The following is an 11,944-nucleotide window of genomic DNA, read 5'->3' as shown; positions in this document are numbered from 1 at the left end:
CCCGACAGAGAAACTGTCGGGCTTATTTTCTGTTAAACCTCGCGGATACCCATTTTGCGCAGGATGTCTTCCAGCAGACACCATTTTGTGAAAGCGGACTGAAGCAGGTTAAGCCCCACAAAAGCCGCCAGTGCCAGCCACCATTTATTGTCAGTGGCAACTGTCAGTCCGACACTCAGAAGTATGAATATGCCGGGTACAAGTCTTAAAATATCCTTAATGGACATTGTATTCCTCCATTCTGTGTTTTTTATCCCAAAACCTCTTATGGAAAAAGTACATAAGAGGAATAATAAGCAGTGTGAGCACCGTTGAAACAACAGCACCCGTGATAAGCGATACGCCGAGACCTGCGAATATCGGGTCGGGCAGCATGAACAGCGCGCCTGTTATAACCGCAACAGTGGTCAGTACCACGGGGCGCGTTCTTATGGCTCCTGATTCTATTACCGCCTCGCGCAGTGTTCTTCCGTTCGCCAGCGCGTGCTCAATGAAGTCTATCAAAAGCACCGCGTTGCGCACCATGATACCCGCCAGTGCTATGAAGCCTATCATACTGGTGGCAGTGAAGAACTGCCCGAATATGAAGTGACCGGGTATGATGCCCAGAAGGGAAAGCGGAATGGGTACCATCATGATTAGCGGTGTTGCGAACGAGCGGAACCAGCCAACCAGCACAAAATACATGAGCACCAGAACCGCCGCAAACGCAAGTCCGAGGTCGCGGAACACTTCATAGGTAATCTGCCACTCGCCGTCCCATTTGACGGAGGGCAGGTCGTATGTGTCCGGCTGTCCTGTCCAGTACTGTTTAACGTCAAGCCCGTGCCATTTTATCTGCGACATCTTCTCTTTCATGCCCAGAATGGCGTAAACGGGGCTTTCAATCTCTCCTGCAACGTCTGCTACGACGTAGGTGACGGGCTTCATGTTCTTATGATAAACAGCTTTGTCCTTGAGCTTCTGGCGTACTGTAACAAGCTCGCCGAGGCTGACGGGCTGACCGCTCATGGAGATAAGGTTTATCTCCTGAAGGGTCTCTATCATATTTCGCCTATCTTCGGGCAATTTGATAACAATATCAACGGGTTCCCTGTCCTCTTCCGTGTGGAGAATACCCACCTTGGCACCCTGAAGAGCCATATAAAGGGTTTTTGATACCATCTCGGCAGAGATCCCCATCACAGCCGCCTTCTGTTTGTCAACCTGAAGGTCGTACTGCATCATGTCGTCCTCTTCGTAAGTATCAATGTCCACAACGCCTTTCGTTGACTTGAACACACCGAGAACCTGTTTTGCTATGTCGGAGCGGGTCTTTTCGTCGGGTCCGTAAATCTCAGCAACCAGTGTTGAGAGAACGGGGGGGCCGGGCGGAACTTCCGCAATCTTTATGTTTGCGGCGTATTTGCTGCCTATCTCCTGAACTGGTCTGCGCAGCTTCTTTGCCATCTCGTGGCTGTCCAGATTCCTTTCGCTCTTGTCAACGAAGTTCACCTGAATGTCTGCTACGTTGTGCCCGCGCCGCATGAAATAGTGGCGCACCAGACCGTTGAAGTTATACGGTGATGCGATACCGGTATATATCTGATAGTCTTTAACTTCGTCCACTGTAGCCAGGTATTTTCCAACCTCGGACGCAACAAGGTTTGTACGTTCAAGTGGTGTTCCTTCGGGCATATCTATAACTATCTGAACTTCGTTCTTGTTGTCAAACGGCAGCATCTTCATTACCACAAGGTTTGTGGGGATGAAAATGAATGCGCCGAAAAAGAGCGAAAGAATCACGATGGTAAAGATTATCCTGTTGCGCGCGCTGTCTATCAGTGCGGAGAACGTTCTGTTGTATATCCTGTAAAGTTTTGTCGTTTTTACGTATGCCGCTTCATCCTCAACGGGTGCCTCAACACTCTTTGCAGCGTGTCCGGCTAGCAGTTTATATGCGAGCCAGGGGGTTATGATAAGCGCCACAAAAAGCGAGAATATCATAGCCAGCGAAGCGCCTATGGGCATTGGCTTCATGTAGGGGCCCATAAGTCCGCGTACAAACGCCATGGGGAAAATTGCTACAATGACCGTTACGGTTGCAAGTATGGTGGGATTACCCACCTCGCCGACTGCATAAATAGCCTTTTGCAGCAGGTTTTTAGCGCCAAGCCGGAAGTGCCGTTCCATGTTCTCCACAACAATGATGGCGTCGTCCACCACCAGTCCCGCAACGAATATGAGGGCGAACAGAGTTACCCTGTTCAGTGTGTAGTCGAACATGAAATAGACGAAGAACGTCAGTGCAAACGTCACCGGAAGCGCCACAAAAACAACCGCTCCGGCACGCCAGCCCATTGTTAAGCTCATAACGAGAATAACTGCAATGATGGCGCCTACAAGGTGTTCGATGAGGGTCATGACCTTAACGAAGGCTGTGTCGCCGTAGTTTCTTGTAACCTCGACGTTGACATCCGAGGGGATTATGTAGCCTTTAAGTGCGTCCAGCTTATGCAGAACCGCATCGGAAACCACCACGGAGTCGCTGCCCTGTCTCTTTGAGATTGAAAGGGTTACGGCCGGATAGCGTTCCATGTCTTTAGACGCTTTGAAGCCCATCAGAAGGAAATGGTCGGGAATTTCAGGACCGTCGGTTACGGTGGCAACGTCCTTCATATAGACTGCTTTGCCCTGTGAAACGCCCACAACCATATTCCTGACAGCTTCCGCATCCTTATAAAATCCGCCTGCGCTGACGTAGAGAACCTTGTTTTTCTTGGTTATCTCGCCTGTGTTAAGGGACATATTGCTCATTTCGACGGCTTTGAACAGCCTGAACAGGTCAAGGTTATAGCTTTTCAGCTTTTCGATGTTCGGCTCTATGCGCACCATGCGCTTATAGCCGCCGATTATATCTGTTTTCGATACGTTCTCAACTTCCTTGAGGTTCTTTTCAACCTCGGAAACTATGCGTCTCAACTGGTATGAATCGTATTTGTCCGACCAGAAGGTGAACGCCATCTGCGGAACGTCGTCGATGGACTGCTTTTTGATGAGCGGAGGCTCCACGCCGTGGGGCATCCTGTCCATGTTGTAATCTATCTTGTCTTTCAGCTTGGTTATGGACTTTTCCTCGTCCTCGCCCACCTTGAAACGGACTATAACCATGCTCATGTCGTTCATGCTGGTGCTGTAGACGTACTCGACTCCGGGTATCTCCCAGATTATGTCTTCAAGCGGTTCTGTCACTGATTTTTCAACGTCTTTCGCGGTTGCGCCCGGATAGGGGACGAGTATATCCACCATCGGAACCACTATCTGGGGTTCCTCCTCTTTGGGCGTCATTATTATGGACACCATTCCGATGAACAGCGTAGCTATCACCAGAAGCGGCGTTATCTTCGACGTTATGAACGCCGAGGCTATCTTTGACGCAAGATTCTTTTTTTCGGGATATTCCATCACTCAGCCTCTAAGATGTCGCCGGATTTCAGTATTGCGGCGTTTTCGGAAACAACCTTTTCACCGGAGGAGAGACCTGAGAGTATCTCTGTGAACCCGCCGAAATCGCGTCCGGTTTTAACAACGCGCATATCAGCCTTTCCTTTGTCTTCAACGAACACCATGGTGAGCTGTCCGCGTGTGACTATTGCGGACGAAGGAACGGCTATGACCTTCTCCTTGCCTGTGATGAAGCGTACTTTGGCAAACATGCCCTGCGCCATTTTTTCACAGCCGGAGAGCTTTACCTTAAAGTTGCCTGTTGCCGGGTCGATATCGGGGCTTATTTCAAGAACGGTGCTGTCAAACTCGTCGCCCAGCGAGTCTATGGAGACCACTGCTTTTGTGCCGAGTTTAACTTCTTCTATCATATTCTGGCTGATGTACGCCACGACAACAGGGACGTTGTTGCCTATTTTAAGGACGGGGCTGCCTGGGTTTGCAAGGTTGCCCGCATCCATGTTCTTTTCAAGTACGATGCCGTCAAATGGTGCCCGAAGCTGGGTGTATGACAGATATGTGTCCACTTCGCTTTTCATGGCTCCCGCCTGACCGGACTTTATCTTTGCCTGCTGAACCTTTTCCGCAGCAAGGTCAAGGTTCTCCTTTGCGACCTTATACTGAGATTCCACCTGATCGAATTCCTGTTTTGAAACGCTGCTGTTTCTGATGAGGTTCACATACCTGTTGTATGTCTTTTCCGCCAGGTCAAACTCTGACTGAGCCATTTTATAGCCTATATTTGCCTGACGCAGCGCGTTCTGTGTTTCCATTTCGCCTGAGGCTGCAAAAGCCATCTTCTGCTCAAGTTCGCCGCTTTTTATAACGGCAAGGAGCTGTCCTGCCTTAACCTGCTGTCCGGGGGTGACAAGTATCTGTTCAACATAGCCTGTGACCTTTGGGATGATGATCGCTGTCTTGTCGCTGGAGACGGTGGCTGTGAACACGCGTGTTGCGTCCACGTCCGATTCGGAAACGGAGTGGAGTTTCACCTTTACGGTTGCTGGTGCAGGGGCAGTTTCCGTTTTTTTGTCATTTCCGCCGCACGCCGTCAGAAGTGCAAGAATTGCTGCCGAGGCAATGAACTTACGAAGCATTTTAATCCTCTTAATTTTATTATATTCAAATATTATAATATTTAGTGCACAGTTTTCAAGCCGTTTGTTTTAAAAATGAAAATGAGACTGCTACGTCCTTGCAGTTATTGCAGTGGCGCAGCAGTCTCTTTAAATTTTAGTGTAAATCTCCGGCTGCCAGATGAAGTCCCGCTTTCTCAACTATCTCCTGATATTCGGACATATAGAGCGAAAGCTCAGCCTGCTTCAGGTCAACTTCCCTGTCCAGCAGCTCAGTAACCTTCGAAAGACCTTCGTTAAACCTGTTTTCCGTAATAGCGAGCGCCGTTTGCGCTGCCTCAACACGTTTTTTTGACGCCTCGATCTGTTTGGATGCGGCTATAACGCCGTAATAAGAATTCTTTATCTCGGATTTTATTTCGAGTTTTTTGTCTGATATCTGGTGCATAAGGGAAATCTGTCTGCTCTTTGTTTCGGCAATTTTGTTATAATCGCCGAAGCCTTTGAACAGGTTCATATCCGCCTGAATCCCGTATGTCGTACCGTCTCCGTTGTCGCCGAGGAACTTGTCGTCGTTGCGCTGATAGTCCGCAAAGAGGTAAACGGAGGGCAGAAGAGCCGCCTTTGCCTTTTTGGTTTCATATCCTGCCGCGTCCAGATATTTCTGCATAGCAGAGAGATCCTGCCTGTTTTTCAGTCCAGTAGCGGTATATTTGGAAATATCCTCGGAGAATTCCAGTTCCGGTGTCGTCCAGACGACCTTAACGGGTTCATCGGAGTCAAGAAGCCTTTGCAGGTTGCTCATGGCAACCGCGTGCTGCTTTTCGGCTTCTTTGACCGCCTGTTCGTTCATAAGCATGTAGCTTTCAGATACCATCAGGTCGCTTTTAACGATGAGACCGTTGTTGAAAAAGTCTGCGGCGTTCCTGTAGTATCTTTTTGTGCGTTCGTATGAGTGGTTTGCGGTGTCCAGCGCCTTTTCAGCGAGAGCCAGCCCGTAAAACGCCATGTGCAGATTATACAGGGTGAACTGCGTCGCCCGTTCTGTCTGCATACGGCTTGCCTGATAGGCTTTGTCCGCCTGTTTTATGCCGTAATAGATCTGTCCCTGCATAAATATCGGCTGCATAACCTGAACCTGTGTGGTATAGGTTGTAACGGTGTCGGGGCTTGCCATATTGTTCATGAAATAGTTCATGTCGAACCTGCCCTGCTTTGCCGTGGCAAATGCAGCGGTGCCCGGTTCATCGGATTTCATGAGAGTCTGGTGCAGGCTGATATTTGGAAGATAGCTGCCCACAGCCTGATTTTTGACGTAGCCTGCCGCTTCTTCGTCCGCCTTATATGATTTTATGACGTTCGAATTTTTAAGCGCCATCTCCTTTGCCTGAGCAAAGGTGAGTGAAGCCGCGTGTGCCTGTGCCGCAAAAAGCAGCGCAAGGCTTAGTGTGAACCCTCGCACGGGGAAACGCATCCTGTCTTCTCCATAAGTTCTTTAATCATAGCTTTGATGCCGTCGTCGGCGATGCTGTAGCAAATGCTGGTTCCGGACCTTTTGCCTTTGATCAGCCCTTTGTTTTTGAGTATTGCAAGGTGCTGACTTGTGGTGGCCTGAGGGATATCAAGCCCTTTACAGATTTTGGTAACGTTGCACTCGTTGCTCATGAGACCAACCATCAGTTTGAGTCTGATAGGGTGACCTATTGCCTTGAGCTTCTCGGAGTACATTGCGAACCATTCTTCCATAATAAAAACCTCCAAAGAAAAATGAATATATGAATATTATGGACAAGACTTATATATGTCAACCTTAAACTTGCATTTAACAGATTCAAAACGTTATCTTTTTTCATTTTACTGCGTTTGGTGAAAAAACCGTGAAGAATTGATGTTTTCGCGTTAAATTCTGATTGATTAAATTAATGTGTCTGGCATATTACTTAGATGGAAATAATCAGGGACATATCCTCTTTTCAGTCGGACAGAAATATGGTTGTCAGTCTTGGCAACTTCGACGGGGTGCACGCGGGGCACGCGCGGCTTATACGCCGCACTGTGAGCCTTGCAAGGGAAAAGGGGCTGGAAAGCGCACTTGTTACATTTGAGCCGCACCCGCTTAAATTTTTCGGCGCGGACGTGAAACTTATATCCACGCTGGATATGAAGATACGCGAATTTGAAAGGCTTGGAGCGGATAAGCTGTTCCTAATGAAATTTGACGAGCATCTGGCGGGCATAAATCCTGAGATATTCGTCAGCGAGTTTCTGGTGAAAAAGATGCGTGCTTCGTTCATCGTGGTAGGGTATGACTACCGCTTCGGACGGGGCAGAGCCGGTTCATACGAATATCTGGTGCATCTCAGCAGCAGGCTCGGATTCACGGCTGTTCAGGTGCCTAAGGTGGTTGTGGACGGCGTTACGGCATCCAGCACAAATATCCGTAAGGCTCTTCTGGCCGGGGATGCGGATTCTGCTGCGCAGCTTCTGGGACGCAGTTTCACCATAGGCGGAACTGTGGTAAGGGGCGACGGCATAGCCACCGGAATAGGTTTCCCGACAGCAAACATCGAGCCTGTCAACGAACTTATACCCATGAACGGCATATATGCGGCAAGGGTGCACACGGACGGCGGCGTTTATAACGGCGCGCTCTATATAGGGGAACGCCCCACAGTGGGCGAAGGACTTAAAAAAAGGGTGGAGGTCAACCTGTTCGGCTATTCGGGGAACCTCTACGGAAAATACATCGAAGCTGAAGTGATTCACTTCATGCGTAGCGACAGAAAATTCGGGTCGGTGGATGAGCTTAAAACTCAGATTATGACCGACTGCGACAACATAAAGGTGTTTTTTGAAGGACAAAAATAAGAAAATTTCATTTATCAGCCTTGGCTGTTCAAAAAATCAGGTGGATCTTGAATATCTCATGGGTTCAATCAGGGACGAGGGGTATGAGATAACCCATGTTCCGGAAGATTCCGACGCAATAGTGGTTAATACCTGCGGATTCATCGAACCTGCCGTGGCGGAAGCCATCGACAACATACTGGAAATGAGCCGGCGCAAACAGAAGGACGCAAAACTCATAGTCACCGGATGTATGAGCGAGCGCTATAAGCTGGAACTGCTCAAGGAGATGCCGGAGATAGATTTCTTCACAGGCGTGGGCGAACTTGATAAGGTAATAGGTTTCCTGAACGGCACGGGCGAGCGCCCGAAAAACTACGGCACATCCCGCCTTATCGCCAATACGCCCTATTTCGCGTATCTCAAGATATCGGAAGGGTGCAACAACAAATGCTCATACTGCGCTATACCCGGCATCCGCGGTCAGCTTGTCAGCCGACCCGCAGAGGACATTCTGGCGGAGGCTGAAAACCTCGTTAAGCAGGGTATTAAAGAGATAATAATTATTTCACAGGACAACACAAAGTACGGAACCGACCTATACGGACGGAAAGAGATAGTGCCGCTGCTGAAAAAAATTGAGAACATTGAGGGCGATTTCTCTGTCAGAGTGATGTACATGAACCCCGACGGAGTGGACGACGAGCTTATTGAAACTATATGTTCTTCGCATAAGATACTGAGCTATTTCGATATTCCTGTTCAGCACTACAGCGCGAAGATGCTTAAAGCTATGAAACGGAAATCCGACCCTGAAATGATAGACAGGGTTTTCACCGCCATAAGGAGGAAAGACCCCGATAGTTTTCTGCGCACCACTATGATCGTTGGGTTTCCCGGAGAAACGGATGCGGATTTTGATGAGCTTGTTGCTTTTCTGAAAAAGCATAAGCCTGACTTCGCAGGTTTTTTCCCCTACTACAGGGAAAAAGGCACCTCCGCTTATAACCTTGGAATGCCCGCCGGCAAGCGTGAGGTGAACAGGCGCATAAAGGTTTTACAGAAACTCCAGAAAGAGAATACCAATACACGCTTGAAATCCATGAGAAAAGACGACATAATCGCCTACGTTGAGGGCGAAAGCGAGGAATCGGAGTTCATTCTTCAGGGCAGAGCCGTTTTTCAGGCTCCTGAAATAGACGGACGCACCTATATCATCGGCGGACTCGCCGACAGAGGTTTCGGTCCATACAGATGCAGAATAAAAAGAATCGTTTACCCCGACATTTACTGTGAAATAACAGACAACATATGGTGATATGATGAAAAAACTTCTTGTCTTCGTGCTGGCTGCCGCCACACTCTTTGCGTGTACGAAACCCCAGCCCCACCTCAATGCCGACGAAAGTATGCAGAAAGGTCTGGCTTATTTTCAGAAAAAGAACTACGAAGATGCCATTCCGATGTTCGAAAACTCCATTATGGAAGCTGAATCACCGGATATGGCTGCAAAAGCACAGCTTTTCCTCGCGGATTCTTATTTCCTGAGCAAGAGATACCCCGAAGCGATACCCGCCTATCAGCAGTATCTTGACGTTTACGGTTCTTCCGAAGACGCAAACACCGCGCTTCTCAGGCTTGGGCTTTCACACTATGCCCTCATAGACAAGATGGACAGGGATATGTCCGCGGCGGAAGGTGCCCTCAAGAGCTTTACGACATTAAGGGAGAAAGACCCCGGTTTTTCAAAAGAATTCAAACTTACCGAAAAGATTGTTGAACTTCGCAACATGCTTGCAGACCGCGAACTTTATGTGGCGAAATTCTATATCCGCATAAAAGAACCGCAGGCGGGTGTAAAGAGACTGGACTACATCATAGAAAGATACAAGGACACCAACGCATACGAGGACGCACTCTATGAGTACGGGCTTTACTATGCAGCACAGGAGGGCAAAGAGAACGATGCCCTCAGATATTTCAACCAGCTCATGAAAGAGAAGCCCGACACAAAATATGCAAAGGACGTTGCGAAACAGCTTGTATCACTTCTCGACAGGGTTCAGAAGAGACTGGAAAAGAAGGGAGCTTAACGAAGATGCTTGACATTAAATATATAATCGCAAATCAGGACATAGCGCGGAAAAAGACCGCAGACAGAGGTGCTCAGTTTGATTTCGACGGGCTTATGGCTCTGGATGCGGAGCGCAAAAAACTGCAGGCGAAAAACGACGATCTGAAAAGCGAACGCAACACCGTCAGCAAAGAGATAGGCAAAATCCGCAAAGATGGCGGCGATATCTCCGAAATTCAGGAGAAGATGCGCATTGCGGGCGACGAGATAGACGCCAACGACAGGATCCTAGCTGAGATTCAGGCAAAGATGGAGGATATGCTCCTCAACCTGCCGAACCTTGTTAAAGACGAAGTACCTGTGGGCAAAGACGAAACGGAGAATGTGGTCAGCAAGACTTGGGGCGAACCGAAAAAATTCTCCTTCGAACCGAAAGCCCACTGGGATATAGCCGAAAACCTGAAAATTCTGGATTTTGAACGCGGAACAAAAGTTGCGAAATCAAGATTTACCGCATACATGGGTATGGGCGCGAAACTGGAAAGGGCGCTCATCAACTTTATGCTGGATACCCACGCACAGCGCGGATACAAAGAGGTGCTTGCACCCTACCTTGTGAACGCCGACGCAATGCGCGGAACAGGACAGCTCCCCAAGTTTGAAGAGGAACTCTTCAAATGCGAACGGGACGGACTGTACCTTATCCCAACGGCAGAGGTTTCCGTTACAAACCTTTACAGCGGAGAGATAATCTCCGAAACGGAACTGCCTATCCGTCACTGCTCATATTCCGCATGTTTCCGCAGAGAAGCCGGTTCACACGGAAAGGACGTGCGCGGACTCATCCGTCAGCACCAGTTCAACAAGGTTGAGCTTGTTAAGATAACAGCTCCCGAAGATTCAGAAGCGGAGCTTGCGGAACTCCTTGATTCCGCTGAAAATATACTGCGCACGCTGGAACTGCCCTACAGAGTTATGACACTCTGCTCAGGCGATATAGGTTTTTCATCCGCAAAAACTTTCGACATTGAAGTGTGGCTGCCGTCTGCGAATACCTACAGGGAGATTTCCTCCTGTTCAACGTTCACAGACTATCAGGCGCGCCGGGCATCCATACGCCTCCGCAGAAAGGACGGCAAAAAGGTCGAGTTTGCCCATACGCTGAACGGTTCAGGACTTGCAATCGGCAGAACGCTTGTTGCCGTACTTGAAAACTATCAGAACGAGGACGGCTCAGTTACCGTTCCAAAAGCACTCAGACCATACCTCGGCGGTCTGGAAGTGATAACCGCATGACGACACTTTACATAGCGGGCACAAGCATCAGCGGCGAATATACAGGTTCGCCGACGTATCTTTTTGAAGTAGTTGAAAAATGCTCCCTCATCGTCGGTGAGGACAAACGCAATCTGGGCAGAATGCTTGCAGCGTCAGGCTTCCGAGACAAAGAGCAGATGCTGCTGAACGAACATTCTCTCGACCGCGATAAGGAATTTCTGCTGGATATCTGCAAAGGACACGAGAACGTACTCATAATGAGCGATTCCGGCACGCCTTGCGTTGCCGATCCCGGATATGATTTTGTGAATATGGCATGGAACGCGGGATTTAACGTTATCTCAGTCCCCGGACCTTCATCAATAACTGCGGCTCTGTCCGTTTCCGGATACTTTTCCGAAAGATTTCATTTCATGGGATTTCCGCCGAAAGAGGGCGTCCAGAGAAAGAAATTCATGGACAGGGTTATGAACAGCAGGGACACTGTCGTGCTGTTTGAAAGACCGTACCACGCAAACCAGCTTATCGAAGAGGTTGTCTTCATCGACCGCCCCATGAGCATGTCGTTTAACCTCGGCATGGCTGACGAGAAGACTTATAGGGGAAGTGCGAAGGAGATAGCTGCGGCGATACCTGACAAGGTCAAAAAACCGTTTGTACTTGTGATAGCTGGAAGTTTCCGCTCATAACGCATCGCATTTCTGCGTTCACTCAAAAAAATATTGCTCATGTACTATGTTTTGTACACTGCGCATATTTTTTTTCGTACGCCTTGAACTGCTCGGTTCTGAACGGAAAGTTTAGATTAAGACTGTTGCTTACGTTAAAATATATGTCTCTGCGAACCCCATAGGGTTGAAGCAGGCTCTCTTTTCTCTATACGACATCACTTACGAATGATTAATAAAAAAGGCGACCCGCAGGTCGCCTCAGGTTGTTGACAAACCCCATGTAATTGCAAATACATGGGGTTTTTGTTATTGTATATAATGCTTAAAGAAACAGAAGACCAATTTGAAACGGAACTTTACCTGAATATTGATGATCTTGTCCCTCATGATCATCTTCTTCGCAAGATAGCTAAGAGCATCGACTTTCGTTTTATAGAGGCAAAGACGAAAGACTTATACAGCACAACCGGTCGCCCCGGTATCCATCCTGTAATATTATTCAAGATGCTCTTCAT

At 48.5% G+C, this 11,944-nt stretch carries 10 protein-coding genes and 1 pseudogene; 6 read left to right on the top strand and 5 right to left on the bottom strand.

The features are described 5' to 3' along the window. Positions 1–32: 32 nt before the first annotated feature. From Q7P67_RS09325 to Q7P67_RS09305, 5 genes are all read right to left on the bottom strand, one after another. Positions 33–227 carry a DUF2892 domain-containing protein gene (locus tag Q7P67_RS09325; protein ID WP_303851695.1) on the bottom strand — a complete coding sequence of 65 codons (195 nt, stop codon included), beginning with the start codon at positions 225–227 and terminating at the stop codon, positions 33–35. Next, positions 217–3,444, bottom strand: a complete 3,228-nt coding sequence (locus Q7P67_RS09320; protein WP_303851694.1) for an efflux RND transporter permease subunit — start codon at positions 3,442–3,444, stop codon at positions 217–219. Before Q7P67_RS09320 ends, Q7P67_RS09325 begins: the two co-directional genes overlap by 11 nt. Then, positions 3,444–4,580, bottom strand: a complete 1,137-nt coding sequence (locus Q7P67_RS09315) for an efflux RND transporter periplasmic adaptor subunit (RefSeq protein ID WP_303851693.1) — start codon at positions 4,578–4,580, stop codon at positions 3,444–3,446. The genes Q7P67_RS09320 and Q7P67_RS09315 overlap by 1 nt, the downstream gene beginning before the upstream one ends. Positions 4,581–4,716: 136 nt before the next feature. Continuing rightward, positions 4,717–6,033 (bottom strand): TolC family protein, encoded by a 1,317-nt coding sequence (locus Q7P67_RS09310; protein ID WP_303851692.1) that lies wholly within the window; start codon positions 6,031–6,033, stop codon positions 4,717–4,719. Further along, on the bottom strand, positions 6,003–6,305 hold the full coding sequence (locus Q7P67_RS09305) for a helix-turn-helix transcriptional regulator (RefSeq protein ID WP_303851691.1): 303 nt from the start codon (positions 6,303–6,305) through the stop codon (positions 6,003–6,005). The genes Q7P67_RS09310 and Q7P67_RS09305 overlap by 31 nt, the downstream gene beginning before the upstream one ends. Positions 6,306–6,503: 198 nt before the next feature. Here Q7P67_RS09305 and ribF point away from each other — a divergent pair, with 198 nt between their 5' ends. The 6 genes and pseudogenes from ribF to Q7P67_RS09275 all read left to right on the top strand — a co-directional run. Further along, on the top strand, positions 6,504–7,427 hold the full coding sequence (gene ribF / locus Q7P67_RS09300) for a riboflavin biosynthesis protein RibF (RefSeq protein ID WP_303851690.1): 924 nt from the start codon (positions 6,504–6,506) through the stop codon (positions 7,425–7,427). Beyond that, entirely contained in the window at positions 7,411–8,724 is a 1,314-nt protein-coding gene (gene rimO, locus Q7P67_RS09295; RefSeq protein ID WP_303851689.1) for a 30S ribosomal protein S12 methylthiotransferase RimO, read from the top strand. The genes ribF and rimO overlap by 17 nt, the downstream gene beginning before the upstream one ends. A 1-nt stretch (position 8,725) precedes the next feature. Then, a complete protein-coding gene (locus tag Q7P67_RS09290; RefSeq protein WP_303851688.1) occupies positions 8,726–9,499 on the top strand; it encodes an outer membrane protein assembly factor BamD in 774 nt (257 codons plus the stop codon). Positions 9,500–9,504: 5 nt separating this feature from the next. Further along, positions 9,505–10,776: a serine--tRNA ligase gene (gene serS / locus Q7P67_RS09285; RefSeq protein ID WP_303851687.1), complete on the top strand. Its 1,272-nt coding sequence runs from the start codon at positions 9,505–9,507 to the stop codon at positions 10,774–10,776. After that, a complete protein-coding gene (locus Q7P67_RS09280; protein WP_303851686.1) occupies positions 10,773–11,447 on the top strand; it encodes a 16S rRNA (cytidine(1402)-2'-O)-methyltransferase in 675 nt (224 codons plus the stop codon). The genes serS and Q7P67_RS09280 overlap by 4 nt, the downstream gene beginning before the upstream one ends. A gap of 300 nt (positions 11,448–11,747) precedes the next feature. Next, positions 11,748–11,944: pseudogene (locus Q7P67_RS09275) on the top strand (IS5/IS1182 family transposase); the annotation flags it as partial.

Origin of the sequence: Seleniivibrio woodruffii (genome assembly GCF_029267515.1) — a bacterium.
GTDB lineage: Bacteria > Chrysiogenota > Deferribacteres > Deferribacterales > Geovibrionaceae > Seleniivibrio > Seleniivibrio woodruffii_A.
This window is presented reverse-complemented; position numbering and strand designations above follow the sequence as displayed.

Bases quoted from the DNA above. Each gene is read 5' to 3' on its own strand.
- Q7P67_RS09325 (WP_303851695.1), bottom strand. From the start codon at position 227: ATGTCCATTAAGGATATTTTAAGACTTGTACCCGGCATATTCATACTT.
- Q7P67_RS09320 (WP_303851694.1), bottom strand. From the start codon at position 3,444: ATGGAATATCCCGAAAAAAAGAATCTTGCGTCAAAGATAGCCTCGGCG.
- Q7P67_RS09315 (WP_303851693.1), bottom strand. From the start codon at position 4,580: ATGCTTCGTAAGTTCATTGCCTCGGCAGCAATTCTTGCACTTCTGACG.
- Q7P67_RS09310 (WP_303851692.1), bottom strand. From the start codon at position 6,033: ATGCGTTTCCCCGTGCGAGGGTTCACACTAAGCCTTGCGCTGCTTTTT.
- Q7P67_RS09305 (WP_303851691.1), bottom strand. From the start codon at position 6,305: ATGGAAGAATGGTTCGCAATGTACTCCGAGAAGCTCAAGGCAATAGGT.
- ribF (WP_303851690.1), top strand. From the start codon at position 6,504: ATGGAAATAATCAGGGACATATCCTCTTTTCAGTCGGACAGAAATATG.
- Q7P67_RS09290 (WP_303851688.1), top strand. From the start codon at position 8,726: ATGATGAAAAAACTTCTTGTCTTCGTGCTGGCTGCCGCCACACTCTTT.
- serS (WP_303851687.1), top strand. From the start codon at position 9,505: ATGCTTGACATTAAATATATAATCGCAAATCAGGACATAGCGCGGAAA.
- Q7P67_RS09280 (WP_303851686.1), top strand. From the start codon at position 10,773: ATGACGACACTTTACATAGCGGGCACAAGCATCAGCGGCGAATATACA.